A 26,988-nucleotide genomic window follows, 5' to 3' on the forward strand; every position below is an offset into this window, starting at 1 on the left:
GGGCCTGAACCCCGATCCGGTGCGCCTGTCCGTCTTCATGGAGGGCTACACCGACAGCACCCGGCCGCTGGTCGGCCCCCTGCCGGGCTGCGACGACATCGTCCTGCTGGCCGGCTTCTCCGGCCAGGGCTTCAAGCTCTCGCCCGCCATGGGCGACATCGCCGCGGACCTCGCCCTGGAAGGCCGCACCTCCCAGCCGATCGACTTCATCACCACAAACGGCCGCACCGCGGCCTGAGCCCGAACGAGGAAAGCCATGACGCTGACCATCGGCCAGGGCACAAGCAACAACAAGCCACTCGATACAGAACCTCGGCGCACCCGCACAGGATGCACAGTCGGATACCTGGGCTCTGTACGTGACTGCGGGAGCCGTTTCGAAGCCACTGCGGGAGCCGTTTCGAAGCCACTGCGGGAGTCACCATCTGACTGGCTCTGCGATGTCAGTAAGTTTCGATGTAGTCGGCGTCTTGCGGTGGAACTGTGAGGTGGTGTGCTTCTCCACCGGGGGCGATATGACCAATGAGAATCCGACTTCTGCTGTCCTGGCCCGCATCCGTGATGAGGCTCTGGCCTGGTCCCGAGCACACGGCGACCCACGGCCGTCCCGCATCCGCGTCGTGGCAACAACCCGCGATGCCGCCACCCAGCTCCTGCATCCAGGCGGTGTGCGATCCGTGCCCGACCCCTGCTACTTCGTGGTGCTCGAAGGACGCTTCCAGCAGCCCGGGATGCCCGAAGAGGCTCAGCCTGCAGGCGTCTGGGCGGCCTTCTTCATGCGCCCGGAACGGCTTCGCGTCGATTCCTTCACCATCCGGCCGCGAGGATACGTGCCCCACCGCACCATCGAGGACCTGGGCAGCGTCCACGTGATCGAGACCGAGTGACATCAGAAGTCACTGCCATCGATCATGGTCGAAAGCGGGGAGTGACTCCCGAAGTCGGCTCGGAACGACTCCCTCAGACAGTGGGCTGACCGCTATCTGCGGCGGTGCACCAGTCGCCCCGCGCACACGGTCGCGACACACGCGCCGGACTCGTCGAAGACGGCGAGGTCGGCGCGCCCGGTCCGGAGGATCGCGGGCCGTGGCGCCGCGCTCGCGAGGAGGACCACGTCGTTGCGCTCAGCTGCGGACCGGAGTTCGGGCGTATCGGCGTAGACCTCCAGAACCGCCACCGCCCCGAGCTTCAGCACCGCATGCAGCCGTTCCCGAGGCGTAGGCGCCTCGGGCAGCGACCCCTCGTGGACGAGGGCGGGCCCGAGAACCCCGGGCCACCGCCGCACGCGAGCGCCCGGGAAGCGTTCCTGGAGGTCCGCGAGCGAGCCCGTCGCCGCGACCCGTGCCCCTTCCACCACGACGGCCCCGTCCTTGACCGGAGCGGGGTCGTCCCAGGTGTGGCGGAGCTCGTCCGCGGCGTGAATCGTCAGCACAGGAAGGCTGGTTGGAGCTAGTTGGAGGCGAGGAGCTTCAACTCGGGATGAGCCGTCCCACCCGCGATCGCCGTGGACGAGATGTGCGACTGGACCCGCTCGTCGACAGGGTCGTTCGCCGGGTCGTCGTGCACGACAATGTGCTCGTACGTGGTCGTCCGCTGCGCCGGCACCCGCCCGGCCTTACGGATCAGGTCGATGATCTCCAGCCGGTTGGAGCGATGCTTGGCACCGGCCGACGAGACGACGTTCTCCTCCAGCATGATCGAACCGAGGTCGTCCGCCCCGTAGTGCAGCGACAACTGGCCGACCTCCTTGCCGGTGGTGAGCCACGACCCCTGGATATGGGCGATGTTGTCCATGAACAGCCGCGCGATGGCGATCATGCGCAGATACTCGAAGATCGTCGCCTGCGTGCGACCCTTGAGGTGGTTGTTCTCGGGCTGGTACGTGTACGGGATGAAGGCGCGGAAGCCACCCGTCCGGTCCTGTACGTCACGGATCATCCGCAGATGCTCGATGCGCTCGGCGTTGGTCTCGCCCGTACCCATGAGCATGGTGGAGGTGGACTCCACACCGAGGTTGTGGGCGGCCTCCATGATCTCCAGCCAGCGCTCACCGCTCTCCTTCAGCGGGGCGATCGCCTTGCGGGGCCGCGCGGGCAGCAGCTCGGCACCGGCACCGGCGAAGGAGTCGAGCCCGGCGGCGTGAATCCGCTGGATCGCCTCCTCGACGCCGACCTTGGAGATACGGGCCATGTGCTCGACTTCCGAGGCCCCCAGGGAGTGGATGACGAGCTGCGGGTACGCGGCCTTGATGGCGGCGAAGTGCTTCTCGTAGTACTCGACGCCGTAGTCCGGGTGATGCCCGCCCTGGAACATGATCTGCGTACCGCCGAGTTCGACGGTCTCCGCACAGCGCCGCAGAATGTCGTCCAGATCGCGCGTCCAGCCCTTGTCGGTGGCCTTCGGCGGCGCGTAGAAGGCACAGAACTTGCAGGCTGTGACGCATACGTTCGTGTAGTTGATGTTGCGCTCGATGATGTACGTCGCGATGTGCTCCGTACCGGCGTACCGGCGACGGCGTACGGCGTCGGCGGCGGCGCCCAGCGCGTGCAGCGGGGCGTCACGGTAGAGGTCGAGCGCCTCCTCCGGGGTGATCCGCCCACCCTCGGCGGCACGGTCGAGGACGGACTGAAGGTCGGCCTTAGCGGTCACCGGGGCGGTCCCTTTCCTCAGGGTGTGGACGGACTGATCCAGCGTACGCCAGCCCTTTGGGGCAGCTCGCGTCAGGCCGCGAACGCCCCGATGAGGGTGCCGACGAAGGCACCGGCGATGAGGAAGGGCCCGTACGGCACCGCGGTCTTGCGCCCGCCCCTGCGCGTAACGACGAGCCCGGCCGCGTAGAACCCCGCCAGAAAGAACCCGGCGAAGGCACCGAGCATCAGTACCCCCCACCCGTACCAGCCGAGGACGGCCCCCAGCCAGAGCCCGACCTTCACATCCCCGAAGGCCACCCAGTTCGGACTGATGAGAAAACAGACGAAGAACCACCCGGCGTACGCAAGCCCGCCGAGCAACGCGCCGGTCCAGTCACCGTTGTTCTCCGGCACCAGCGCCACGATCCCCAGCAGCCCCGGCACGGCGACGGCCAGGGGCAGATTCACGACGTCGGGCAACCGATGCACCGAGAAGTCCACAAGGGTCAGCAGCACCCCGAAAGGCGCAACCAACAGCCAGACGCCCAGCTCGGGCCGAGTACCGGCGGCAGCGGCGAGAGCGGCGCACACCAGCGCGGTGACGACGACGAGCGGCGTACTGGGCCCATACGCCCGCCCCGCACACCGAGCCGGCCCAACCCAGCCGCGGATGTCATGCCCATCCGGACACCGGGCCCGCCACTCCTCCTCGGGCTCGACGGAGAGCCGATAGGCAGCACGGGGCACGAACATCCCGGCAAGCGCACCCCAAAGGGCAGCGCCAAGAATCAAGGCCAGTTCCACGAGAGGCTCCCTGCCACTACCGCACCGCTGTGGGCGAGCGATCCGCTACCGCTGTGGGCATACGTTCCGCAGGGCGATGGGGGTCCCCCCGCTCGAGCGAAGCCGAGAGCGGGGGAGGGTGGGCACAGCGAAAGGCTCCGGGCAACTGTTCATCCAACGGCCGCAACACCACTCCGCCAGGAGGGCAGCAACTCATCCAACAGAGCCTCAGTCCGCGGCGGCAGCCCCCGAGCCCCACTCCGAGACACCAAGTCCGCAGCAAGCCTCTGAAGCTGCGCAGCGTCCCCCGTGGCATGAGTGGCCCGAAGCAACTCATGCCACAACCGCTCATCGCCCGGCGCGGAGCCGAGCGCCGCGTTCAACGCCTCGATGGCCTTCCCCGCCCGGTCCTTCTCAAGATGGAACGCCGACAACGCCAGCCCAATATCAGCAACAAGCAAGGGCAGTTGCGCATCAATGATCTCGTGGGTGAGCCACCCATACCGCCCCGCCGGCCGCTCGGCCAACAAGGGCCCCCGCACCAACACGAGGGCATCGGTCAGCAACCGCCCCCGCACAGCCCGGCTGTCGACCCCGCGCCCCTGAGTCGCCTCGTGATACAGCGACCGCAGCACATCCAGGTCGGACACTACCGACTTGGCCAGCTTGAGCCGCCCCGTCGAGTCGGTGCCAAGTCGCGGCGTACCGTCCGGATCATTGCCCAGCCAGGCCCGCAGCCGCTCGACCAGCGCGTCCCGCACATCCTCCGTGACCCCGCGGGGCCACAGCGCGGACGACAGCACCCGAGGGTGCACACCCTCCCGGTGCAGCAGCAACAACGCCAGCGCCTCGTGCAGCAGCGGGCTGCGCTCACCGTCCGGCGTATCGAGGCCGATGATCTCGTACGGCCCGACAAGCCGCGCATACACCGCCGGCCGTCCCTGCTCGCTGATGTCGACGAGGAACGGCGGATCGGCGGCCGGACCGTTCGGCTCGCGCTCGGGGTCCGCCTCGACGAACAGCTCGACGACGGCGCGCTGTTGGGCCACGGGCATCAACTGGGCGTCGAGTTCGAGCCCGAGGAGCGGTGCGAGCAGCTTGCCCTCGCCGGTGATCTCCATCTCCCAGGCGGCACCGGGCAGATCGCCCGACTCCGTACCGACGAGATAGCCGATGCCCAACCGGCTGGCATCGGAGGCGAGTTCGGCGAGCTTGACCGCGTCCTCGGCGGATGGTTCGGCGGCGAGGAGTACGAGGTGCGGGGCCCAACGGGTGTGCTGCGCGGGCCCCGTACGCCCGGTGAGGACGGAGTCGTGACCGGCGGCGCCGAGCGCCCCGCGGCGCTGCCTGGTCTCCGCCTCCATGGTCTCGATGAGCGCCTCGATGTCGTCGAGGTGGCGCAGCCGGTTGGGCGCGAGGGGCGTGAGGTCCTGGCCGAAGCCGACGAGCGTGATCGTCATGCGGTCGGACCAGCCGTTGGTCGCCAACTCGGCGGCCACGGAGGCGAACACGCCCGCCCGGTCCTCCTCGCTGCCGCTCAGCGAGACGATGCCGGGAACCGACTCCAGGTTGAGCAGCAGCCGCGAGTCGTCCATCGTGCCGAGGCTGACGAGCCCGGGGTACGGGGCCGCCGTGTCGACGCCCTCGTACCGCTCGGCGTCGGCCCGCGCCAGCATCCAGAACGTCTGGTCCTGCCCGAGCTGCCACGGCACCGGCGGCCTCCCGGCGGGCTGCGCCAGTTGCAGGTGCAAATCGCCGTTGCTCATCCAGGCCGCGTACACGGTCGGCAACGGCCGCGACTCCTCCGCGAGCGCAGCGGCGAGCCCGCGCAACGACCGGTCGAGAAGTCGTACGCCCTCGGGGTCGGCCCCCACGAGCAACGCGTCCTGTGCATCGGCGGCCGTACCGGTGGGAGTCGGCGGCTCCATCATGCCGCGCCGCCCGCCGACGGCACCGAGGGCCGACTGCCACAGGGCCTGACGGCGACGGCGCCCGAGCGCCCCGAGGAGCCCGGCGGCGAGGAGGGGTGCCCCGAGGAGGGCCTGCGGCAGCCCGAAGCCACCGTCGTCGGCGGCGGAGGTGGCGTGCTCCTGCTGTCCTTGCTGGCCTTGGCCTTGCTGACCTTGGTCAGGGCCGGGCCGCTGCTCGGGCACGGTGATCTGAGCGGTGTCGTGATCAACGGCCCCGCTGCCAGTACCACTGCCACTGCCGTTACCGCCCTGCTGTCCACTCCCCCGCTGTTCCCCGCTACCAGTCCTGGAGTAGTCGGAGATCTGCTGCTGGACCTCCTTCGACACCTCCGGGGCCTCGTCCGGCATCTCGACGAGGTCGCCGCCGCGGGCGTCACCGGGCATCTGCAGAATCCAGCCGGGCCGGATGAGACTGGCCTCGGAGAGCTTCGAACCGTCGGGCTGCGCACGGTCCTTGTTGAGCTGGTAGATCTCCTTGTACCGCCGCCCGTCCCCGAGGTGCCGCTCGGCGATCTCCCAGAGGGAGTCGTGATGGCGCCCCTCCGGCGGCTGGATCCGGTAGTACTTCGTGTCGCCGCTGTCGGCGGTGCTCCCGCTCTCGGCGGCCTGCGCGGCGTTCGCGGCCTGCTCGGCCAGCGCGGCGGCGGCACTGGAGGCGGCCTGCTCCTGCTGCCCCAGCAGGCCGGCAGGGGTCTGCTGGGCGGCGGCGACGGTCGGCCGCTGGTTCTCGTGCAACTGCTGTCCCAGCTGCGAGAGTCCGGGCGCGAAACTGGCCGCGGTAGCGCCGACCAGCAACAACGCGGCGACAAGCTGGCGCGCGAGCAACTGGCTCGGCCCGGCACCGGGCACCCGGTTCGGCACCCCGACGCCGGACAGCGCGGCCTTCATCTCCACGAGTACGCACGCCGTGAACTGGGCCCAGGCGAACCAGACGAGAACGGTCAGCACATTCAGAAACGTGCCGGCCGTGATCTCCTGCTGAAGCCAGTCCAGACTCGGCGTCCCGCTCGGCAGCGGCCACCCCATCTGCGTGGCCAGCGCCCCCGGCACCCCCACCAGCAGAACAATCAGGGCAATAAAGGCAAAGAACGCCTTAACAAAATCCCCGAATGTACGCCGTCGCCGAGGCAAAGGCTGCGGCGTCCGATTCCTCGGACCCGGCGAACTGCCCGTCGAGCTGGAAGTGGTGCGTCGCGCCATGGCGGGTGTCCTGATGTCGTGTGTGGAGGGAGGAGTGCGGGGGTGTACTGAGCCTACTGAGATCTTAAGGAGGGTGTCGAAGGTCGGGCAGTGGGCGCCGCTTCTCCGGCCGCCTGCTTTCTCACAACCCGACCCCTAGGCCCGAGTTGTCCGACCGGCGGCCGGCCGCCCCACGCCCGGGATGTGAGCCACTTCGCAACTGCCATGTCACAGATCTCACGATCCCCACACAATCCCCCATCGCTGCTCCAGTGCACGCTACTTGCCCCTGATAGCTTCGTTCTCTGTTGCACACACGCCTTGCCCTAGGGGGAGTTCGTCCGTGGCCCGCCGCACCCTGACCACGACCGCCACGTTCGCCGCAACAGCGGCGCTTCTGCTCACCGCTTGCGGTGGGGGTGACGATTCGTCTTCGTCGGATGACATCAAGGGGGCGGATACGGGGTCGAGCAGCCCTTCGGCATCGGCGTCAGCGTCATCGCCGTCCGAGGTCAAGCGTCCGGAGATCACGCTCCCGGCCAACTTCCAGCTGACCTTCGAGGACTGGACGAGCAGCGACCCCGTCGAGCAGGCCGTACTCAATGACGCCAAGGAACAACTCCGGGCCGGATACGCGGCGATCACCGCGAACGAGCCCGACGGCGGTGAGGCCCTTGCCTTCTACGACACCGAATCCGGTCTTTCACAGGACCGGCAGTGGATCAAGACGTACACGGACAAGGATCTCACCGTGTTCGGCAAGCTGCCGGCGTTCGACCCCAAGGTCACCATGAGCGACAGCAAGACCGCTGCATCTCTCTCGTACTGCACCGACGAGAGCAAGGCCTACTCAAAGAACCGCAAGACCGGCAAGGTTGAGGGAAATCCCCCCGGGACGGACCCCGAGATCTTCTACATCGCCAGTCTGGCCAAGAACAAGCAGGGCATCTGGCAGAACGTGTCGATCCGCTCGGAGAGGGGCGGTTGCTCCCGGTGAGGCCTCTGCGCGTATGGCCGTATGCGACGGCTGCGTCGATCTTCACCATCGTTCTCGCGTCGGCACCGGCCAACGCTGTCGGAGGTGGTGGCGTCAACGGGTCGACCGACAACGAGGGAAGCATCGCCGCCTCGGCGTCCCATTCCCAGATCAAAGTCACCCAAGTGAGCGGCTCCATCGGCGGAAAGCAAGGCACCCTCTCGTCGACGGACGTGAACTGGGAGCCGCCGCCCTGCTGGTACGAGCCCGTCTTCACGCCCGAGCAGCTGAAGAACTTCTCGGAAACCAACGGGAGCGGTGACGTCGCCCTCCGCGAAAGCTGGATCGGAACGTCCCTGTGGACTGAACACTTCAAAGACGAGCAGGACGCCGCCAACCACTTCGGCACCCCTGCGACTGTGAAGGGCTACAAGAACTACAACCTCGGCAAGGACGGCTACTTCTGGCGCGGAGTCGCTCCGGACGTCTCCGAAGTCGACGACACGTCGAAGTGCGGCCAGCTCATGTTCTGGCAGGACGCCGGCGAGATCCCCGACGACCCCGACGCCCCCACGCCTCAGACGCTCGCCGAGTACGCCTACGACAAGGTGAAGGTCCCAGACACCGAGGTCGAGCTGAAGCCTGAAGCCAAGTCCACGGTGAACGCGCCCACTTGGGTCTGGCTGGACAAGGGAACGTTCAAGGAGGTCAAGGTCCGCGCCGAGCTGCCCAACACCAACCTCTGGGCAGAGACAACTGCGAAGCCGGTCGCCCTCCACCTGGAGCCGGGCACGGACGACGCGGAGACCTTCCCAGCCTCCGGCGACTGCGAGATCAACGACGACGGCTCCATCGGAACCCCGTACCAGACGGGCGACGCCGGCAAAACCCCACCGTGCGGCATCAGGTACCTGCGGGCCACCAACGGCGAACCGTACGAACTGTCAGCCTCCGTAACCTGGCAGATCACCTGGGAAGGCGCCGGTGGCGACGGCGGCGACCTCCCCGACGGCACCTTCGAGACGACCCAGGACATGAACGTCCAGGAAATCCAGTCGATCAACCGCTGACGCACTCCGACGCGATCAACGACCTACGCGGCCCGCAGATCGCACCACACGTACTTGCCCTTGTCGCCGCCGCGCCTGAGCGGATGCCAGCCCCAGTCATCGGCGCAGGCGCGGACGAGTTCGAGACCGCGACCCGCCTCCGCGTCGATGGCGTACGCCAACTCCCGTGGAGGCGGCGGCGGTTCCGGGTCGGCATCCCAGGCCTCGATACGCAGAACTTCGTCCCGCCAGTGCAGCCGCAGGGACGCGGGACCTTTCGTGTGCCGTACGGAGTTGGAGACGAGCTCGGTTACCAGCAGCTCGGCGACTTCGGTGAGCCGGATGAGCCCGTGGATGGTGAGGATCAGGCGCAAGGTACGCCGACAGACGGTGACCGCTCGAACGTCGTGCGGGATGTGGAGCGTGTACTCCCAGGGTTCGTCTGTGGGTTTGGGCATGCGTGAACTCCGTTTGTTGGAAGGAGAGTTGAGGAGAGGGCACGACGGTCGACGGGCGATGGCTCTGCCGCAGCCGTCACGGCATGACGGAGCGGTGCACTTTCGGAGCCCCGAGGTTCCGTAGCGTGTACGACGCATCACCGACAGTAGAGACCAAAATTGGCCTCTCGCAACCCGCTGCCGTAATCTCACTCCGAACGGGGCACCGTTCCAAGGCCGTTGAGACGAGGAGGAGCCCATGACACGGAGACGGGAGCCCACCGCACGTCAGGTGCGCCTCGGGGCCGAGCTACGAAAACTGCGCGAAGCCGCAGGGCTCAAGGGGCGCGAGGCCGCAGCGGCACTGGGAACTGACTCAGCACGGCTGAGCCAGATCGAGTCCGGGATCGTAGGCATGAGCGAGAACACCGTCCGCCGACTTGCCGCCAATTACGCATGCACGGACCAGAAGTTGGTCGAAGCACTGGTAGCGATGGCGACCGACCGGACACGCGGCTGGTGGGAGGAGTACCGGGGGCTACTGCCCACGCCATTCCTGGACATCGCCGAAGTGGAGCACCATGCCACCCATCGGCACGACGTTGAGTTCCTGCACGTCCCCGGCCTCCTTCAGACGGAGGACTACGCGCGCGCCGTCTTCTCGTACCGCGTTCCCGAACCCCCCGACGCCGAACTGGAGTTGCGCGTCCGCCATCGGATGCAACGAAGGGCCGTAATCGAGAGCCCCACGGCAATCCCGTACGAAGCGGTGATCCACGAGGCGGCCCTGCGCATCAGGGTCGGCGACCGCGCCGCCGCACGGGCTCAACTCGCCAGCGTCCTGGAACTCTCCGAAATGGACCACGTCACCGTGCGCGTCATCCCCTTCGACCTGGACGGCTTCGCCGGAGCCACAAACGCCATGATGTACGTGGGTGGCACCGTGACCAAGCTGGACACTGCGGTACGCGACGCGCCCCACGGAGTGGCCTTCATCGACTCCGAAGCCCAACTCGGCGCATTTCGAACGCTCTTCCGTAAGGTGGAGGCTGTGTCACTCGAACCCACACGTTCGCGTGACTTCATCCACAAGCTGGCGAAGGAACTGTGAGGCGCACCGTGACCACCCCCGACAACTGGCAGAAGTCGTCCTTCTCGGGAAGCGGCGACGGCAACAACTGCGTCGAACTGGCCTCCACCCCCACCACGATCCACCTACGCGAAAGCGACATCCCCACCACTCAACTCACCACCACCCCCACCCCCCTGGCCAATCTCCTCCGCTCCATACGCTCCGGAGCCCTGGCCGCACCTTTGACGTAACCGCAACGGGCCGCCCCTCCGCGGGCACCAGTTGCGAAAAGCCTGAACACTTCCAGGGAAGTGTTCAGGCTTTTCGCGGACCGGTCCACGCGATCCGGGGCCCGACCCCGCGACCCACGCTTCGTCAGCGGTCAGTGAGCGCCGGCGTGGACGCTGACGCCCCCCGCGACACCCTCGGCCGAGGCCGCGCCAAAGACGTCGGCGCAGACGTCGACGGACCCGGCCTGGAGAAAGCCACCGCCGGACACGCCGCCCGCGAGACCGCCGCCCGCGAGGCCACCGGACATGCCGCCCGCGAGGCCACCGGACACGCTGTCCAAGCCGGCGTCGGAGATCTCGGCGGTTTCAACCTGGGGGGTGTAGTTCATGACGCGCGTTTCCCTTCGAAGGTGAATTTCCCAATGGCGGAGTTCGCCCGATTCCCAAAACCGGGAACCATTCCCGGCAACTCACGCCGTGCGCAGGATCAAAGCACGCCTACGAATGCACGGCCAGCCGCTACCCGCCCCTGGGGGACGCATTCCGATGCCCGACTTCACACCCGTGACGACCAACTCACCGAATACACCCACTCCTTCACACACCCGTTCACGCCGCTGCACGCACAACAGTTGCCACCAGGTTTCCAAGCCGGACATCCACCCGCCAAAGCCCCATGCCCCACAACAGGTGTGACAGTTATTCAGGTTCCACATGACCTACCGGTGAATGCTGTGCAGGTTTCCCAGATCTTCCGCCGCCGCCCCGCGGAACACATGCGTCGGCGCCGACAAGCCCCGCCTGTCAGAGGGCCCCAAGGTCCGCCCGCGACCTCCCTGGGATGGCCAACTGTCACTTCCGTACCATGGCCAGTCCATGCCAACGGGGAGGGACGCACCCATGCAGGACCTGGCGCCGGACGACGCCCGTGAGATAGCCGGTTACCGACTTCAGGCGCGCTTGGGCGAAGGCGGCATGGGGGTGGTGTACCTGTCGCACACGCGGGGTGGGCAGCCGGTGGCAGTGAGCAAGATCAGGGACGACTCACTGCTCAAGGCGAACACCGGCATCTGCATCGCATCCAGCGAAGGCGCCGTTACTCACCTCTGGATCAAACGAATCAACAAGGAACCAGAGAACGACAACCTCAGCACCTACGTGCTCACGGCCACCCAGTGGAAGCCCGAGTGACAGGCCCAAACGGGCCTCAGCCCACCTCGTTCTCCGCCACCGCCTGGCCGTGGACGACCACGTCTCCGCCGTACAACATGCCCGTGAAGACCGGGGAGTACGTGAGCTGGACCTCGACCTCCACCTCGTCCGCGTTCGCGGCCACGCAGTGCGTGGCGCCGATGTCCGCGCCGGACATGCCCATTTCGTCGGCGAAGGCCTTCACGCGGGCGTTGCAGTTCTCGAAGAGGATCGGAGCAGGGCCCGCCTCGTTGTCGTAGAGGGCTTCCAGGTCGATGTCCTGGGCGGCGTAGCGGGCGGCCTGTTCTGCGATGTCGGCGGCACGTTCCCGCTTGGAGATCGACAGGCCGCCGTCGATGACGAAGGCCGACAGGGACAGGAACACGAGCGCGAAGATGATGACCGCGCCCGCTCCCGAGCCCCGGTCGTCCATGCGGGCCCGGCGGGCCGACACCCATCCGCGTACAGCAGAGCGCAGCGTCACGCCGTCCTCCGGAACGGGTCGAGCGGCGAGCTGAAGCTGGCCGTCAGCGTCGTGGGGATGTCTACGCCGATCATCGCGAGGCCGCGGATCTCACAGCTCACCTCGACCGTGAAGATCGTGTCTGGTACGAAGCCCTCGCTGGTCTGGTTCACCGTCACCGGGCCCGAACAGACGTCATCGAGGTTGGCCTCCGCGGCCTTCCTCGCCTCCGCCATCGCCGTTGCGTGGTCCTTCTGGATCGAACCCGCGCGTGCCGCATCCCGCGCCGCCCCGTCCAACGCCCCTCGCCCGTCCACCACCTGACCGAAAGCCACCAGGAGAAGGATGAACAGGATCATCACGGGGGCGAGGATCACGACCTCGATCGTGGACAGTCCCCGGTCCCGGTCCCCGGAGGCCAGGACCCGCACCCGAGCCCGTACAAGAGTCAGCATGCCGAAAGAGCGCACCTAGTCCACGTCCTCCACGAACCGCTCCACCGGTCCCGACGACTCCGCATGCACCGTGAAGTCAAGGCCGGGAAAGACCGTCGGCACCTTGGCCGTGATCTCCACACCCACCGTGTTCTCCTCCGGCTGGAGCATCGTCACGTCGGGGGCGAGGACCAACTGCGGTCCCAGCTGCGCGATATAGCTGTCGACCACGTCCTGCGCCTCGCCCCGCCAGGCACCCGGCTGCTCGTCGGCCGTCGCGCGCGCCTTCCGCGCGCCCGCCTGCGCCGCCGCCTGGGCCACATGGTCGGCGAAGAAGTACAGCGCGAACTGCACCGTCGCGAAGATCATGAAGAAGAGTACGGGCGTGAGCAGCACGAACTCGATCGCGGTCATGCCGGAGTCGCCGCGGGCGGAGGCGGCCTCCGCCCGGCGGCGTACCCAGCGTCGTACGCTCACCAGCAACCCCGTATGGATGTGAAAGTGGCAGAAATCAGCAGGTGTTGCCCGCGTCCGCACCCTCGATGCAGTCCTTCACCTTGTTGGCGCCATCACCCAGTGCCTCGTTGATGATCGCGGCGACCACGCCCACGATCGCCACAACGACCGCCGAGATGATGACCCACTCCACCGCGGACGCACCCCGGTCGAGTTCGCCGGAGCGGGCGCGCTGCACCCGGCCCTGGAGGAAGGTGATCAGGAAGTCCACCCCCGGGATCCCGGTGCTGAAGTTCCGTCCGTTCATGGTGAGTTGTCCTCTCAGAAGGTAGTAGTCGGCGTCAGACCTGGAACACACGCATCGCGGCGGGGAAGATCAGGAACACCAGAAACCCCGCGCACAGCAGAAGTTGGGCCACAAGCATCGACTGCGACTTCTCCCCCGCACTGCCCTCGATATCGGCAAGCTCGCGATGCCGCATCGTCTCGGCACGCGAGGCGAGCGACTCGCGGACCTTCGCGCCGTCGTCCGCGACGAGCGCCAACGACGCCGACAGGTCCTTGAGTTCCTCGACGCCCAGCTCCTCGCCGAGCGAACCGAGCGCCTGCCACTGGCTGATGCCGGTGATCCGCGCGTCGGCCAGCGCGTTGCGGATCCGCTGGGTCGCCCAGCCGTCGGAGATCTCGGCGGCGGCCATCAATGCCTCCGGGAGACCTCGGCCACCCGCCAGGCTCATCGACACCAGGTCCAGGTACGCGCCGATCACGCGCCGCAGGTCACGCCGTTTGTCGGCCGCGTCCCGCCGCACCTCCAGATCCGGGAGGAAGAAGAAGAGAACCGCGAACAGCAGCGCCAGCCAGACCGGGATGATCGGGCTGCGGCCCACTCCCAGCGTCCACACCACGGCGAACAGGAGCGGCCCGAAGAACAGACCCGCGGCCCCCAGCAGCACCTTCGTCGCGAGGAACTTCTCCCAACTTCGGTCCAGGACCGCGAGATCCGCCCGAAGCGACCGCTGCTCCCAGCCCTGCTGCATATAGAAATCGGCGACGCGCTGGCCCACTCCGGCCCGTAGGCTGCCCAGCCGCCCCGCGTCGGCGGTGCGGTGCGAGGACTCGTACGCCGCGCCCCGCGCCCGCATCGCGTCGATGCGCGCGACCTGGGAGACCGCGCTGCGCTTCGACGGCATCAGGGCCCGTACGAGGGCGTAGACGCCCAGGCCCAGAACGGCGCCGATCACGAGCGGCATGGTCAGGTCCATTAGCGGCGTACCCCCTCTTCGGACGGCGCCGGCGACTGGGACGGCCCTGACGGCTGAGCCGGCCCCGACGACTGGGCCGGCATACGGGGACGTACGAACTGGACCGCCGCCTCGTCCCGCACCAGGAACCGCTCCGGCGTCTCGATCGTCGACAGCTTGCGCAGCCACCAGAAGCCGAGCGCGAACAGGCCGCAGACACAGGCGAGTACGAGCTGTCCGACCGCCGTGCCGTACGGCTCGACGAAGTCGCGGTTGAAGATGGACAGGCCGAGCACGAAGGAGATCGAGACGGCGACAACGATCTGTACGGACCGGCGAGTCGATGCCCGCTGCGCCATGACGCGCTGCCGCATGTCGACCTCCTCGCGCGCCGACTTGGCGAGCGCGCCCAGCACTTGGCGCAGACCCGGGCCGCGCAGCCGCGCGTTGAGGATGAGCGCGGCGACGATGATGTCGGCGGAGGCGTCGTTGATCTCGTCGGCGAGGTGCTGCAGGGCCTCGGGCAGCGGCGTACGGGAGCGGAGCCGGTCGACGAGGGCGTCGAGGTGCGGGCGCAGTACGGGGGCGGACGCGCGCGCGGACGCCGGGATGGCCTGTTCCAGGCCGACCGCGCCCGCGATCGTGTCACGCAGCGATTCGGTCCAGGACGCGAGCGCCTCTACACGGCGCATGGCGGCCTTCTCCTCGGAGGCGCCGCCGAAGAGCTTGTCCCAGAAGAAGACGAGTACGGCGGCGGCGATACCGGCCACGGCCCAGCGGGTGAGCAGCAGGACGACGATTCCGGCTCCGGCCGCGATCGAACCGCGCTGACCGGCGAACCGGATGAGCTCCCCGGCCCGTTCGCCGGACTTCTGCTTCTCGTGCTCGGGCTTGGCGGGCAGTCCCCGGACCGCGACGGCGAACAGCGCGAGCCCGCCGCCGACGGCGACGCCGCACGCCAGCGCGTACAGCACCGTCGTGGAGAAGAGCCCGCCCATGGAACCGAGCGAGCCGATCGCGGCGAGCTGCACAGTCGACCCCGCCAATTCCCCCGTGATGTCCGTCATCTGCGTCATCCCCATCAGCCCCAGTTCCCGGCGGGCCCGCGATAGCCGTACGCGACCAGGTCGTCGAGGCAGGACAGAGGCGCATGCGGTACGACCCTGCCGTCGGCCGTCTCGGCGAACACCTCGCTGGACAGGACGCGTCCGTCGACGCCGTTGACCTCACGGATCGAGGTGACCATGCGCTGAAGTCGGCCGCCCGTCTGGTAGTTGTTGCGCCGCTGGATGAACACGACGAAGTTCACGGCGCCCGCCACGAGCATCTGGCTGGCCTCGATGGGCAGCCGCTCGTTGGCCTGGAGCGCGTACGTCGAAATCCGGTTGAAGACCTCGCTGGAGCTGTTCGCGTGGATCGTGGACAGCGAGCCGTCGTTGCCCTGCGACATCGCGTTCAGCATGGTCACGATCTCGTCGCCGAGGACCTCACCGACGATGACGCGCGAAGGGTTCATGCGGAGGGACCGGCGTACGAGCTCGGCCATCGAAATCGCGCCCTGGCCCTCGGAGTTGGGCAGGCGCTCCTCGAAGGCGACCACGTTCGGGTGCAGTTCGGGGAATTGGTCGAGTCCGAGCTCCAGGGCGCGCTCGACGGTGATGAGGCGCTCGTGCGGCGGGATCTCGTTGGCGAGCGCGCGCAGCAGGGTCGTCTTACCGGCGTTGGTGGCGCCCGCGATCATGATGTTCTTGCGGGCCCGGACGGCGCAGGCGAGGAAGTGGCCGATCTCGGGCGTGAGCGTGCCGTTGCCGACGAGGTCCGACATGAAGACCTTGCCCATGCGCGCGCGGCGGATGGACAGGGCCGGGCGCCGGGTGACGTCCATGACGGCGGACAGTCGCGAACCGTCCGGCAGCCGCAGGTCGAGCTGTGGGTTCGCGGAGTCGAAAGGCCGGGAGGAGAGTCCGGAGTACGCGCCGAGGATCTGGATGAGCTCGATGAGTTCCTCGTCGTTCTCGGCGACGGGATCGGCCTTGACCTCCTCGCCGTTCGCGTATCCGACGAAGACCTGGTCGTACCCGTTGATGTCGATGTTCTCGACCTCGGGATTGTCGAGCAGGGGCTGAAGCCGGCCGACTCCGAAGAGAGCGGCGTGCACGGCGGCGGCGTACTGCTCCTCGGTCTCGGCATCCAGCGGCGTACGACCGGAGTTGATCTCCGTACGGGCGTACTCCTCGAGGATCTGGGCGATGACCGCGCGGGCGTACTGCCGCTCGTCCTCGCTGGACATCGGCGTGACGCCGGAGACCTGGTCGAGGCGGCGCTGCTCGGCGATGCGGTCGCCGGCCTCCTGCCGGAACCGCTTGACCAGCTGGTGGTCGACCGCGGTCATCGGCCGGCCCCCGCGGTGGGCTGCCCGCCCGGCCCGCCGGCCGGTACGGCCCAGGCCGCCCCGAACTGCTGGTAGAGGTCCGCGGTGACCTTGCGCGCCGAGCGGATGAGCAGCGACTTGTCGAGCCGGCCGCGCTTGCGTCCGGCCAACTGGTCGGCGCCGGACGGGTCGTCGGCGAGCGTGCCCACGACGCGGGCGCCGGTCTGCGCGTGCACCAGCATGTCGTTGACCTGGTGGACGAGCTTGGCGGACTCGCCCGGGTCGGCGATGAGGATGACGCCGATGAGCGGGGTCGCGAGGGAGGCGGCGCCGCGGGCGCCGCCGTGCAGCTTGGCGGTGAGGGCGGCTGCCCGGTCGCGTACACGGGCGATGGCCTCCGGCTCCGTACGGGAGATGAGGAGGACGAGGGCCGCCTGCGAGAACATCTCGACGGCGGGGGTGTCCCCGGCGATCCGGCCGCAGTCGGCGATGACGTCGGCGGGCGCGTTCGGCGAGTCGGCGAGGTGGGCGAAGGCCCGGCCGAGAGTCGGCCACAGACCGGCGAGCCCGGCGGCCTGCTCGGCGTTCCCGAGCCCGACCAGCACCTCGAGTCCGCCGCTCAACGGCTGTACGTGGTCCCAGAGTTGATCCGGTACGAGACCCCGGCGCGCGGTGGCGGCGATGGAGAGCATGCCGGTGTTGGGGTTCAGCGGACCGCCGTGCGCGGCGGCACTGCGGTACACGAGGTCACCGCCGGCCGGATCGGTCTCCGCCAGCAGAACCCGGCGGGGCCAGACCGCGGCGAGGGCGACGGCTGCCGTGGTGACGCCGGGGGACCCTTTGTCGGCGGCGAGAGCGATGAGCGCCATGTCTCTTGTTGTCTCTCTCGCCCTTAGTTGCCGGGTACGAGGGCGACGGCGACGTCGCCCGCGGCGGCGGCCTGGGTGAGGGCGGGGACGTCGTCCTGGTCGACGAGCACCGTGATGGCGAGGTTGCCGGTGCTGATGGTGGCGTCGTCGCCGCTGTTCTTGGTGTTCACGCGCGCGTTGTCGACCAGGAGGGTGTCGGTGCCCGCAGCTGTACCACCGGAGGAGGAGTTGTCCCTGTCGGAGCCGGGGGCGGTGTCGCTCACGCGGTAGGCGGCGACGGTGTCGCCGACCTTCACGTTGGCCGGGTACTGACCCTCCTTGAGGGCGAGGCCTACGGAGGCCTTGCCGGCGGGGAGGGAGGCCTGCTTCGCGAACATGTCACCGATGAGGACGGTGCCCCCGTAGATGGTCGACTTGGCCTTCAGGGCCTTGAGGTCCTCGCGCTGTTCCCACCGGACGTAGCGGATGGCGGAGTCTTCCGCGACCATGACGGAGGTGATGTTGCTGTCGGTGATGGGCTCGCCGGCCTGGATGGCGGCGCCGTCCTTCACCTGGATGACCTCAATACGATCCCCGGCACGCAGCACGAGCATCGTCGCCCCGAGCGCTCCGACCAGGATGAGCAGCACGGCGAGAGCGGCGAGTGCCGGTTTGCGCTCGCGAGGTGGCGCGGGAAGGCGCTCACCCATCGCCGGCTGAGCCGGCACCGCGGAACGGTTGTTACCCGCCCCCGTACGCTCTTGGATCTTCACGCAACCGCTCCCCGTACACCCAAGAAGGTTTCTGTCATTTAGGACACTCCATTCCGCATCGGACGTACCGCCCGACCGCCCGACCTGGCCGAATAACCGGCGGCTGGAATGCTGGAATGAGTGTCAAGTCATCGCACCGTATCAGGGGCGCATAAGCCCCTCAAGGCGCGCCAACGATCGTGAACCACACAGGACTCGACGTTATCCACGCGCAACGCGGGCCAGTTGGTTCCCCGTTGAGTACGGGCCTTCATAAGCGGGTTTCGCTGTGCGAGCGCGAACGGTGTGACGTGCTGCGGACATGTGATCGTCATGCGGAAGCCACCGTTCCTGCACGATTTGCTCACGAGTCCGGAGCGTGCGGTGACCTTCCAGGTGGGAGGGTGCCCCACGGCTGCACCCTCCGGCTGTCTGTGACGGTGAGTGTTCACGTTTGTTGACAGCGTGAGGGGCGGTACCCCAGGATCTGGTGATCGCGTTTCCGCTGCGAGCGGATCCGCGCACGGGGAACGTCGTCTGCCCGACGAGCAGTTGGGCTTTTCCTGGTGCAACTCCGGTGGCCGGCAGCCCCGTAGAGCACCGGCATCGGAATCGGCACCTCGACCGCGTAACGCTGTGTGGCTGTGCCGCTGTACCCCTGTACCGCTTTGGTGCCGTGCCGCTGTGGCGCTCGCGCGGGGGCATCCCCGCATCCCCACATCCCCCCAACTCGCAACACTCACAAGGAGTTTGTCTTGCTGGACCAGAAAACCGCCCTGCGCGTCGCCGCGCCCGTCGCCGTTCTCGCGCTTGCGCTGACCGCGTGCGGTGGCGGGGAGGACAAGGCCGACGCGAAGAAGCCCGCCGACAAGGCCAAGGCCAAGGGGGCGGCAACTCCGGCCGAGGCGGCCTCCGGTGGCGAGATGGCCACGGGCGAGAGCGCCGAGGGCAAGGTCGAGGAAGAGGCCGGCAACGTCACCTACGACATCACCGCGCAGAAGGTGGACGTCGGCACCGAGGCCGAGGCCCAGGAGCTGGTGCAGGACAAGGCGGAGGCCAAGGGCCTGGTGCTCGCGGTCGCGCACGTGAAATTCACGCACAAGGGGGGCCCGGCCCTGACGTCCGACTCCGACGCGGGCGACGGCACCACCATCTGGGCGGACGGCAAGCGGGGCGCCCTGCTCATCGGCGCCTCCGACGACGCGCCGGGCTGCGAGGACCCGTACGACGTCGAGAGCTGGAGGACGGGCGAGAGCCACACGTTCTGCGAGTCGTACCTGATCCCGGCGAACGCGAAGGAGATGGAGGTCCACTGGTCGGAGGAGGACGGGGAGCCGTTCATCTGGAAGTTCCCGGGCCAGTAGGGGGGGTTGGCGACGCGGCAAGCGGGGCTGCTGCTCACGGACACCCCTCCGTACGTGAGTTCAGGCGCTCCCTTGCCGCGACGGCACCCCACGAAGCGCCAAGGATCCCGTACGGCTACCGTCCTTACCTCCCCCACACCTCCCCACCCTCTCCATCTCTCTCCATCTCGAGAAACCGAGGAGCCCGTCCCCCCATGAAGCGAACCGCCCTGGCTGCCTCCGCGCTCTCCGTCGCCGTACTCACCGGCCTGACCGGCTGCGGCAGCGATGACTCCGATACCGACGCTGCCGCTGCCGCTGCCGCTGCCGACGAGCCAAAGGCCTCGGCCTCTGCTTCCCAGGCGAAGGGGCCGAGCCCGGCCGAGCGGCTGGCCAAGCTCATGGTCACCCAGGCCGAGGTGGGCGGCGGCTACAAGGTGGAGAAGTCAACCCTGGACGCCGAGTACACCTTCGCCAAGTCCCAGGACGAGGTCACCCTGGACAAAGCGGTCTGCGCCCCACTGGCGTACGTGATGAACCAGCTCCCGCTGGGCGAACCGCAGGCTTTCCTCACCCATCACGCGTCGACAAACACCCTCACCAAGGGGTCCAACTACATAACGCTCAACGCCTACGAGGAGGAGGGCAAGGCGCAGTCCGCCATGGCCGGCCTCTCCAAGGCGGTGGACTCCTGCGGCGCCGGCTTCACGGCCAAGGCGAACGGCAACAGCGGCAAGCAGGACACCGTCACCGCGGAGAAGACCGATGCGGCAGGTGACGAATCCCTCGCCTTCAAGTCCACGATGGCGTTCAAGGGGGTCACGCACACGGTGCACGGCGCGGCCGTACGCAGCGCCGACATCGTCGCCGTCTACTACTCGGTGAACGGCGGGGCCATCTTCAAGGGCTACCCCAGCGACGCGAAGATCCCGGCAGCGGTCCTGAAGGCGCAGAACGCAAAGCTCAGTTGATCCACACTGTCCCGACACCTGGGAGCCGACGAGGAGAGTCAGGGAGGCCAGCCGTCCGCGGCTGCGGGGACGCCGTGCTGGAGTAGGCCGACGGGGGGTGCCATGTCCGCCGTCGGGTCGGTCGGCGGTTCGTCGTCGTCCGGCCTGGGCCGGGACGCGGCCGACGATCGGATGTCAGCCGCGTCGAAGGCCCGTTGACGCGTCGGCCGGGTTCGCGTTCCTCGTCGCGGTGAGGTCAGGCGTGGCGCTCGGAGGCCTCCGCGGGCGTCCGCCCGGGCTTGTCGACGATGCCCGTGGCGGTGATGGCGACGGATTCGACCGCGGTACCGGCCTTGCCCCAGTCGCTGTCCTCGACGAGGACGGTGCGCGTGCCCAGCAGACGCAGGGTGCCCTTGTCGAAGATCCATTCGTTGCGTTCGCCGTCATGGGTACGGGTGACCGCGACCCCGTGGCGGCCTGCGGCGTCGACAGCGTCGGGGCGGGTGGTGACACCCGGGATACGGGCGGCGGCCCGGTACAGCGCGGCGCTGCTGGCGGGCGGGGCCGCCGAGTAGCGGAGCATGTCACCGATGGCGACGAAGGCCGCTTGGTCCGCGCCGAGGGTGGAATCGGTGCCCGACCCATGGTTGAGATCGGCGTCCTCGTAGATCTCCTTCAGCAGCGCCGTTGGGTCCGTGGGCAGGCCTTCCAGCAGTCGATAGGTCGGTGAGTTCGGCGTTCCGCCTCCCGGGGCGTCCAGCCAGAATTCCTCACCGTCCTGCTGCTGCAGCGTGCGGCCGGTGCCATCCACGGAGGTCCACTCTTCCCTGGCTTCGTCGGTCCGCTCCGTCGCGCCGGTCTCCCCGTTCAGGGCCGTCGCGAAGCCGACGATCTTGACATAGGTGTACTGGTTGTCGCGGACCTGGGTGCCGGGCTGTTCGTTGGCGGTCAGCGCGATGCGGTTCAGCAGCTCGACCGCGGCGGGCGAGGCCACAGGCTGTGTCGCCACGCTGCCGGGACCGGCGGTGTCCCGTCCGCCGGTGAGCGCGTCGATTCCGCCGAGAGCGACCGAGAGAGCCAGTGCGCACGCGGCAGCGGTGGGGGCCAGGACGAACACCAGGCGTTTGCGGGAACGACGCGCCGCCCCCGCGGCGGACGGCGCGTCGAAGTCGATCTCGTTCATGACGTGTCCCTTGAGCAGGCGGTGCCGGTCGGGAGTCAGTCCGGATGTGTCCGCGGCCGGCAGCAGCCGGGCCAGTTCCTCACGCTCGGCCCGCTCGTGTCGCTCGGGCTGCTGCTGGGAGACGGCGTTCATCGGTTCCTCTCCTGTGGTGACCGGGCCGCAGGAGTGCGGCTGCCTGATGTGTGTCCGCTGCCCGCAAGGGGTTCCATCGGCCTCGGGCCGCCGCGCAGTTCGTCGTGGGCGAGTTCACGCAGCCGCGCGCGGGCGCGCGACAGCCGGGACCGGACGGTGCCCACCGGGATCCCGAGAACCTCGGCGGCCTCCGCGTAGCTCAGATCCGACCACACGCACAGGGTGAACACCTCACGGTCGGCCCGCCGCAACCTGCGCAGCGCGCGTGCCGCCGCTTGAAGCTGTTCGGTATCGGCGAGCCGGCCCACCACCTCGTCCGCGAAGTCGGGCACGGGCGGCCGGGGCGGCATTCGTGACATCGCCGCCCGGTGTCGGCGGGCCGCCCGCGTGGTGTTGCGCAGCACGTTGTTCGCGATGCCCAGCAGCCACGCCCGGACGCTCAGCACCTCGGCACGCAGCTTCTCCCTCAGCCGCCAGGCCTCCAGGAACGTCAAGGACACGACGTCCTCGGCCACGGCCCAGTTTCCTGTCACCCGAAGGGCATGCGCATACACGACTCCCGCGTGTTCGTCGAAGATCTCATCGAACGCCGCCCGGCTACCGGACCGCACCCGCTCACTCGGCGATGTCTCCACGAAACGAAGTGTCCGCAACCCGTCACCGGTTCCCTGTGACGCGTGACACACCTGCCCAGCTCACCATGCGTCGGTCCCCGAAGGGGTCAGAACTGTTGGTTGGTGACCATCGCGTTGCCGAACACGTCGTAGACGGACACATATCCCTGATCCGAATCCTTCCACCCGCTGAATGCCTTGACGATGGCGTCAACTGCGGCTTGCGGATCCTTCACTTCGGTTTTCCCACCGTTGATGTCGGTGGAGATGTAGGCGTTTCCGGTGTGCTCGTTCCATTCGCCGATGATGCGGTCGACGCGCAGTACCGCGGCCTTCTGCTGCGTTGTTCCGTGCTCCTTCACCCAGGAGCGGAAGTCCTCGGCCTGCTTCTTCGACTGCTTCTTGTCCGTGTCCGTCGGCAGGGTTTCGGCTACGCCGACCTTGTCGGCCTTCGCGGTGTCCTCGGCGGTGCAGGCGGTGGCCCCGCCGAACAGGGCGGCACAGAGCGCGAGAACGGCAGCAGTGTGGGGGGTGGGCTTCACTCAACGTCTCCGTCGCGTTACGTGGGCCGGATGGGGGGCGACACCATACCGGCGCCCCCACGAGGGAGGCACCGGTAGAGGTCAGGCCCCAGGATCAGAACTTGATGGCGTCGGCCTTGTCGTTCCAACTGCCGCCATAGGTGTAGTCGATGTTGGCGAAGTTGGAGTAGAGGCTGTATCCCGCTCCCAGGAACAGGTGCGGGTCGGGCAGGCCCGAACGGAAGTCGTAGAGCTCAACTCCGCGCTGCGGACGGTTTATGAACGCAGAGGAAGCCTTGTCCCGGAACGACGGGGAGTACTGGTTGAGGTGGCGCGTTTTGGCCTCGGAATACGTCGGCCACTGCAGCCGCCGGCCCGAGTAATTGGAGTTCTGCCAGAGGCACACCCAGTTACTCGGGCAATCGCGGTAGGCTCGGTCCGTGAGCGCCCGCTTGGCTCCCGCCCGGCCCTCCGCGGTCGGCGCGTTGGCGCTGAGGTAGGTGTTGGCCTCGCGGTCGTTGTCGAAGCACTGCATCGTGCCGTCCTCCGACACCTCGACGCAGATCTGCGCGCCCTCCCAGTCGGACGCGGGGTCGATTCTCTCGCCCTTGTAGTACATATCCACCGTGTCGGCGGCGTCGGCCTGCGCGTGGACCTGAGCCTCCTCCTCGGGCGTGAGGACGTCGGTCACGACTCCGGGAACCGTGGTGGGGTCGTCCGCGGCGAACGACGGTGCGGCGGCGACGCCGCCGAGTACCAGCGAGGCAACGGCCGCGGTAGCGGCCATGGTGCGTAGACGCATGGATGTCTCCCTGTGCGAACAGTGATGTGGACAGCGCGCGGCCATGACGGAACCGCGCATACCGGCGGTCGATCGCGCCGGATGGCGGATGGAAGGTGACTCCTACCGGTGCTGGGCGTCGCGAACGGCCGGCATCTCGCACTTGGCGGCAACGCAGCGTGAAACGCACATAATTCAGACCCCCGTTTTCCATCCCCCGTTGCCCCCGCGCACCCATGGTCAGGGCGGCGCGTCATGTGGGTCGGTGATCTCCTCCGACCGGGCAGAGCCATCTTGATCCGATCGGGCGTTCGGATCAAGCGATTTCTCGCCAACTGCCAAACCCACTAAGGGACGTCGGATCGTCGGCTTCTGCGCCCGACCTCCCCGCCTCCGGATGAGTCATCGCTTCCCGTGGTGCCGGATCAGCCACGTGTTGGGGCGCACCGTCTGTGCCACGTCCCCTCCGGGCCCGGCGTCACGGCCTGTCACAAGCCCTTCAGGGGCGTGGATTCCAAAATTCCGCACACACGCGCATTCCGGCCGGCTTGCTGTTACGGCGAGGGGGATGGGCGCTTCGAGCCCGGATGATCGGGCCGACCGTGATCGGTGGCAGGTGATCGTCCGTCAGCGCTCGATCTCGGCGTTCGTCAGCACGAGGAAAGCCCGCAGGAGCGCGGTCGCATGAGGGCGGTCGCGTGTCGGGCGTTCATGCGAACCTTGAGGGGATCCGCCAGTTCATCAGGTCGGCGAAGCCGTGCTCGTTGGCCGCACGCTCGCGGCTGACCAGCTTGTTCGCCTGCTTCTGAGCTTCGGTCAACGGGTGGCCCCGGCCGCCTTGCGGCCGGTGACGGTCACGGGTCGTCGAGGTCGTCGTCCAAGCCGACGAAGCCGAGGCCCTCAGAATGCATTTCCCACCGATGGGCCCCAACGGCCCCGCCCAGGTGGATGGACCCATGGACGGGGCACTTGTGGCCATGGCCGTGTCGCAGGCCGAGCCAGGCCCGATCAGTAAGGGCCGTTGACGTTGTCGATCGAGCCGTATCTGTCGGCGGCGTAGTTGCAGGCCGCCGCGATGTTCGCGACCGGGTCGAAGGGGTCCATCGACGTACCGGGCACGTGGTAGGCCTGGAAGGTCGGATCGATGGTCTGCAGGAGGCCCTTGGACGGGGTCCCGGCCGCGGCGTTGGAGTCCCAGTTGTTGATGGCCTGCGGGTTCCCCGACGACTCGCGCATGACGTTGCGGTGGATGCCGTCGTACGAGCCCGGAATCCCATGCTGGGCCATGATGTCCAGCGCCTCCTTGATCCAGCCGTCGAGGTCGTTCGTGTACGTCTTCGCGGCGGCGGGGGTGGCAGCAGCGGGCGCCGCGGACTTGGCAGCCGCCGGGCTCGCGGCCGACTTCTTCGTACCGACCGTCAGCGTGAGGCCCGGCTTGATCAGCGAGGGGTTGTCACCGATGACCGCACGGTTGGCCTTGTAGAGCTTCTGCCAACCGCCGCTCGTGGTGCGCTTCTTCGCAATCCTGATCAGGGTGTCACCCTTGACCACCTTGTGCGTGACGAGCTCGACCTGCGGAACCGCGGCTTGCGCAACCTGTGCGACCTGCGCCGCCGGCTGGGCGGCGTGAGCGCCGGTCACCCCCACGAACGGGAGCGCGAGCGCGGCCCCGCCCGTTCCTACGGGGACGACGACGCGGGCGATGCGGCGGGCTTTCGGACGGCGGTGCTTACCTCGTGCGGGCATGGCGAATTCCTCTCCGGCGCCTGCGAGGTGAGCTGTCGGGTTCGGGCGGGAGATGCCCGGCCGCACGATGAGCGCGACTTCACCCCAAGCCGTTCCGGTGCCCGGATCGGCGACTTACCTGGGTCCCCCGCTCCTGCCGTCAGCGCGTGGATGAATGGGGTTCCGAGGCGGCGGCAGGATTCGGCGTTCCGCCCGGATCGACGAGAACGTATGCGAGAGCACACACCCGAAACAAGCCCCGAAATCCCGGTCCGCCCCTTATGAACTCGTCGAAACGAGGGGGAAATCGCCCGATTATTCCGGAACGCAACCTTCAACTTACGTACCGCAAAGCGGAAGTTGCCGAGGCGCCACCTCAACACCCAATCCACCCGAACGTGACCCAATTCACGCGATCAAGCACCACTAAGCCTGAATAAAGCGGCAATGTAGGCAACTCGGGCATTACATTCTGCGGGGTTGTCCCACGTTGAGCTTGAAGTGGAGGCCGGAGCACCGGCGTCCGGGAAGCAGGCTGCCGCATAAGGTCGAATATCGGACGAAGCTCGCCTCTGGCCGCGTATACGCACGTGGTGCATGTCGACTACCCACCGGCACGTAGATCTACAAACGTTACAGATCGCCCATAATGTGTAACATTCGTAGCTGATACACCAATTTCACCTTGCCCAACCGTGCCGCCGCAGCGGCACGGTCGACGACCCTGAAGGTGGGCTGTCCATGCGACTCCGGACGCCCCCCTGCCCCGTTGCCCGGCACAGTCGACCGAGACCTCGCCCGGACGTCACAAACGCCGGACCTTGCGCAGTTCCCTCGCCACCAGGTCGCCGTCGGAACGTCGCCGCTGCCCGGCATAGAAGAGGGATGAGCCGGTCACGAGGAAGAGCCCCGCCGTGATCTGAAGCGTGAGGGGATCGACGCTGCGGTCCCCGGGCAGAGCCTCCGCCCATGGATCGAGCACACCAAGCGGATCCTTGAACAGGACGATGAGCTGCCCCGGCTTGAACTGGCCGTGGCAGTTCTGCTGTTCGGACAGATCCTTTACGGCCCCGGTCGTGTCCACGACTCGGCACACGGACAGCGTGGTGCTCCTCTTCACACCCCTGCGCTCCCCGGTGTCGGCCACCGCAGCGTGGACCCGCTCGCCGACCTGCTTCATATAGAGCTCGTACATCCCGGGCCCGGCGAACAGCGGCAACGCAATCGCGGAGAAACCCGCGAGCGTCGCGGCGCCTGCCCGATGCCAACTGTTGCCGGCGACAATCGCAGCGGCAGCCGCAGCACCGAGCAGGATGACAACTCCGATCCACAACCCGCCGTATGGAAACCGGGTGAGAAATCCGGCAGCAACGCCCACGACCGGGATGAGAACGGCCCACTTGAGGCTGTTGAGCGTACGGCGCGGCGCCGGGACCGGGGCTTCAGCAGCAGATTCGGCCTGCGCGCCCGCCGAACCCCCATGCGTACTCACGTCACTTGACTCCCCCGCGTACCGACTCCCGAGCACGACTACCCTGCCCGTTCCCGAACAAGCACCCTAGGGCCTGTGTGATGTCGTGATCATCTTGCCGATTCGGGTCCGCTCGGAGGGCGGATCCGATAGGAAGATGGTCGTGACGCGCAGGCAACTTACCGA

The 26,988-nt window shown here is 67.9% G+C and carries 29 protein-coding genes, 1 pseudogene and 1 riboswitch; of the genes and pseudogenes, 9 read left to right on the top strand and 21 right to left on the bottom strand.

The annotated features are described in order from the left end of the window. Together ABD357_RS19210 and ABD357_RS19215 are read left to right on the top strand one after the other, a co-directional pair. A pseudogene (locus ABD357_RS19210) lies at window positions 1-238 on the top strand (N-methyl-L-tryptophan oxidase); the annotation flags it as partial. Window positions 239-515: 277 nt separating this feature from the next. Beyond that, entirely contained in the window at window positions 516-887 is a 372-nt protein-coding gene (locus tag ABD357_RS19215; RefSeq protein WP_344391541.1) for a hypothetical protein, read from the top strand. A gap of 92 nt (window positions 888-979) precedes the next feature. Here ABD357_RS19215 and ABD357_RS19220 read toward each other — a convergent pair whose 3' ends face one another. The 4 genes from ABD357_RS19220 to ABD357_RS19235 all read right to left on the bottom strand — a co-directional run bounded on the left by ABD357_RS19220 (window position 980) and on the right by ABD357_RS19235 (window position 6,583). Then, window positions 980-1,432 carry an imidazolonepropionase-like domain-containing protein gene (locus ABD357_RS19220; protein WP_344391542.1) on the bottom strand — a complete coding sequence of 151 codons (453 nt, stop codon included), beginning with the start codon at window positions 1,430-1,432 and terminating at the stop codon, window positions 980-982. A 17-nt stretch (window positions 1,433-1,449) separates the two neighbouring features. Beyond that, window positions 1,450-2,649, bottom strand: a complete 1,200-nt coding sequence (gene mqnC, locus ABD357_RS19225; RefSeq protein ID WP_344391543.1) for a cyclic dehypoxanthinyl futalosine synthase — start codon at window positions 2,647-2,649, stop codon at window positions 1,450-1,452. A 71-nt stretch (window positions 2,650-2,720) separates the two neighbouring features. Further along, the gene (locus ABD357_RS19230; protein WP_344391544.1) at window positions 2,721-3,383 is read right to left on the bottom strand and encodes an A24 family peptidase; all 663 of its coding nucleotides are present in this window, start codon (window positions 3,381-3,383) and stop codon (window positions 2,721-2,723) included. A 200-nt stretch (window positions 3,384-3,583) separates the two neighbouring features. Then, the gene (locus ABD357_RS19235) at window positions 3,584-6,583 is read right to left on the bottom strand and encodes a BTAD domain-containing putative transcriptional regulator (protein ID WP_344391545.1); all 3,000 of its coding nucleotides are present in this window, start codon (window positions 6,581-6,583) and stop codon (window positions 3,584-3,586) included. Between the two features lie 322 nt (window positions 6,584-6,905). On the opposite strand from ABD357_RS19235, the gene ABD357_RS19240 reads away from it, so the two are divergent. Together ABD357_RS19240 and ABD357_RS19245 are read left to right on the top strand one after the other, a co-directional pair. Beyond that, window positions 6,906-7,559 (top strand): hypothetical protein, encoded by a 654-nt coding sequence (locus tag ABD357_RS19240; protein WP_344391546.1) that lies wholly within the window; start codon window positions 6,906-6,908, stop codon window positions 7,557-7,559. After that, on the top strand, window positions 7,556-8,608 hold the full coding sequence (locus tag ABD357_RS19245; RefSeq protein WP_425584921.1) for a hypothetical protein: 1,053 nt from the start codon (window positions 7,556-7,558) through the stop codon (window positions 8,606-8,608). Before ABD357_RS19240 ends, ABD357_RS19245 begins: the two co-directional genes overlap by 4 nt. 23 nt (window positions 8,609-8,631) lie before the next feature. Here ABD357_RS19245 and ABD357_RS19250 read toward each other — a convergent pair whose 3' ends face one another. After that, window positions 8,632-9,045: an ATP-binding protein gene (locus ABD357_RS19250; RefSeq protein WP_344391548.1), complete on the bottom strand. Its 414-nt coding sequence runs from the start codon at window positions 9,043-9,045 to the stop codon at window positions 8,632-8,634. A gap of 238 nt (window positions 9,046-9,283) precedes the next feature. Here ABD357_RS19250 and ABD357_RS19255 point away from each other — a divergent pair, with 238 nt between their 5' ends. Both ABD357_RS19255 and ABD357_RS19260 read left to right on the top strand, forming a co-directional pair. After that, entirely contained in the window at window positions 9,284-10,135 is an 852-nt protein-coding gene (locus tag ABD357_RS19255) for a helix-turn-helix domain-containing protein (protein ID WP_344391549.1), read from the top strand. An 8-nt stretch (window positions 10,136-10,143) separates the two neighbouring features. Beyond that, a complete protein-coding gene (locus ABD357_RS19260; protein WP_344391550.1) occupies window positions 10,144-10,347 on the top strand; it encodes a DUF397 domain-containing protein in 204 nt (67 codons plus the stop codon). 131 nt (window positions 10,348-10,478) lie between these two features. On the opposite strand, the gene ABD357_RS19265 is transcribed toward ABD357_RS19260, so the two are convergent. After that, window positions 10,479-10,715, bottom strand: coding sequence for a hypothetical protein (locus ABD357_RS19265; protein ID WP_344391551.1), 237 nt, complete (start codon window positions 10,713-10,715; stop codon window positions 10,479-10,481). A 511-nt stretch (window positions 10,716-11,226) separates the two neighbouring features. On the opposite strand from ABD357_RS19265, the gene ABD357_RS44755 reads away from it, so the two are divergent. Further along, window positions 11,227-11,517 (top strand): hypothetical protein, encoded by a 291-nt coding sequence (locus ABD357_RS44755; RefSeq protein ID WP_425584922.1) that lies wholly within the window; start codon window positions 11,227-11,229, stop codon window positions 11,515-11,517. Between the two features lie 16 nt (window positions 11,518-11,533). Here the strand turns inward: ABD357_RS44755 and ABD357_RS19275 are convergent, their stop codons facing one another. From ABD357_RS19275 to ABD357_RS19315, 9 genes are all read right to left on the bottom strand, one after another. Then, complete coding sequence (locus tag ABD357_RS19275) at window positions 11,534-11,950, bottom strand: pilus assembly protein TadG-related protein (protein ID WP_344391589.1); 417 nt, start codon at window positions 11,948-11,950, stop codon at window positions 11,534-11,536. A gap of 47 nt (window positions 11,951-11,997) precedes the next feature. Beyond that, complete coding sequence (locus tag ABD357_RS19280; protein ID WP_344391552.1) at window positions 11,998-12,435, bottom strand: TadE/TadG family type IV pilus assembly protein; 438 nt, start codon at window positions 12,433-12,435, stop codon at window positions 11,998-12,000. Window positions 12,436-12,450: 15 nt separating this feature from the next. Then, window positions 12,451-12,897, bottom strand: a complete 447-nt coding sequence (locus tag ABD357_RS19285; protein ID WP_344391553.1) for a TadE family protein — start codon at window positions 12,895-12,897, stop codon at window positions 12,451-12,453. Window positions 12,898-12,925: 28 nt separating this feature from the next. Then, window positions 12,926-13,177 (bottom strand): hypothetical protein, encoded by a 252-nt coding sequence (locus ABD357_RS19290; RefSeq protein WP_328770981.1) that lies wholly within the window; start codon window positions 13,175-13,177, stop codon window positions 12,926-12,928. 34 nt (window positions 13,178-13,211) lie between these two features. Then, entirely contained in the window at window positions 13,212-14,132 is a 921-nt protein-coding gene (locus tag ABD357_RS19295) for a type II secretion system F family protein (protein ID WP_344391554.1), read from the bottom strand. Next, window positions 14,132-15,109 carry a type II secretion system F family protein gene (locus ABD357_RS19300; protein ID WP_344391590.1) on the bottom strand — a complete coding sequence of 326 codons (978 nt, stop codon included), beginning with the start codon at window positions 15,107-15,109 and terminating at the stop codon, window positions 14,132-14,134. Before ABD357_RS19300 ends, ABD357_RS19295 begins: the two co-directional genes overlap by 1 nt. 83 nt (window positions 15,110-15,192) lie before the next feature. Then, window positions 15,193-16,503: a TadA family conjugal transfer-associated ATPase gene (locus ABD357_RS19305; protein ID WP_344391555.1), complete on the bottom strand. Its 1,311-nt coding sequence runs from the start codon at window positions 16,501-16,503 to the stop codon at window positions 15,193-15,195. Further along, window positions 16,500-17,351, bottom strand: coding sequence for a hypothetical protein (locus ABD357_RS19310; protein ID WP_344391557.1), 852 nt, complete (start codon window positions 17,349-17,351; stop codon window positions 16,500-16,502). Before ABD357_RS19310 ends, ABD357_RS19305 begins: the two co-directional genes overlap by 4 nt. A 23-nt stretch (window positions 17,352-17,374) precedes the next feature. Continuing rightward, window positions 17,375-18,103 (bottom strand): hypothetical protein, encoded by a 729-nt coding sequence (locus ABD357_RS19315; RefSeq protein WP_344391559.1) that lies wholly within the window; start codon window positions 18,101-18,103, stop codon window positions 17,375-17,377. Window positions 18,104-18,837: 734 nt separating this feature from the next. Between ABD357_RS19315 and ABD357_RS19320 the strand changes: the two genes are divergently transcribed. Then, on the top strand, window positions 18,838-19,446 hold the full coding sequence (locus ABD357_RS19320; RefSeq protein ID WP_344391560.1) for a hypothetical protein: 609 nt from the start codon (window positions 18,838-18,840) through the stop codon (window positions 19,444-19,446). Window positions 19,447-19,640: 194 nt separating this feature from the next. Beyond that, window positions 19,641-20,396 carry a hypothetical protein gene (locus ABD357_RS19325; RefSeq protein WP_344391561.1) on the top strand — a complete coding sequence of 252 codons (756 nt, stop codon included), beginning with the start codon at window positions 19,641-19,643 and terminating at the stop codon, window positions 20,394-20,396. A 235-nt stretch (window positions 20,397-20,631) separates the two neighbouring features. Here ABD357_RS19325 and ABD357_RS19330 read toward each other — a convergent pair whose 3' ends face one another. From ABD357_RS19330 to ABD357_RS19355, 6 genes are all read right to left on the bottom strand, one after another. Next, window positions 20,632-21,690 (bottom strand): CU044_5270 family protein, encoded by a 1,059-nt coding sequence (locus ABD357_RS19330; protein WP_344391563.1) that lies wholly within the window; start codon window positions 21,688-21,690, stop codon window positions 20,632-20,634. Continuing rightward, window positions 21,687-22,325 (bottom strand): RNA polymerase sigma factor, encoded by a 639-nt coding sequence (locus tag ABD357_RS19335; RefSeq protein ID WP_344391564.1) that lies wholly within the window; start codon window positions 22,323-22,325, stop codon window positions 21,687-21,689. Before ABD357_RS19335 ends, ABD357_RS19330 begins: the two co-directional genes overlap by 4 nt. 86 nt (window positions 22,326-22,411) lie before the next feature. Then, entirely contained in the window at window positions 22,412-22,846 is a 435-nt protein-coding gene (locus ABD357_RS19340) for a hypothetical protein (RefSeq protein WP_344391566.1), read from the bottom strand. Between the two features lie 94 nt (window positions 22,847-22,940). Continuing rightward, on the bottom strand, window positions 22,941-23,627 hold the full coding sequence (locus ABD357_RS19345; protein ID WP_344391567.1) for a peptidase inhibitor family I36 protein: 687 nt from the start codon (window positions 23,625-23,627) through the stop codon (window positions 22,941-22,943). Window positions 23,628-24,614: 987 nt separating this feature from the next. Further along, complete coding sequence (locus ABD357_RS19350) at window positions 24,615-25,352, bottom strand: LysM peptidoglycan-binding domain-containing protein (protein WP_344391568.1); 738 nt, start codon at window positions 25,350-25,352, stop codon at window positions 24,615-24,617. 4 nt (window positions 25,353-25,356) lie between these two features. Further along, window positions 25,357-25,507, bottom strand: a riboswitch (cyclic di-AMP (ydaO/yuaA leader). Window positions 25,508-26,136: 629 nt separating this feature from the next. Beyond that, window positions 26,137-26,823: a hypothetical protein gene (locus ABD357_RS19355; protein ID WP_344391570.1), complete on the bottom strand. Its 687-nt coding sequence runs from the start codon at window positions 26,821-26,823 to the stop codon at window positions 26,137-26,139. Window positions 26,824-26,988: the final 165 nt, after the last annotated feature.

The organism is Streptomyces vastus (genome assembly GCF_039532825.1).
Classification (GTDB): Bacteria; Actinomycetota; Actinomycetes; order Streptomycetales; family Streptomycetaceae; genus Streptomyces; species Streptomyces vastus.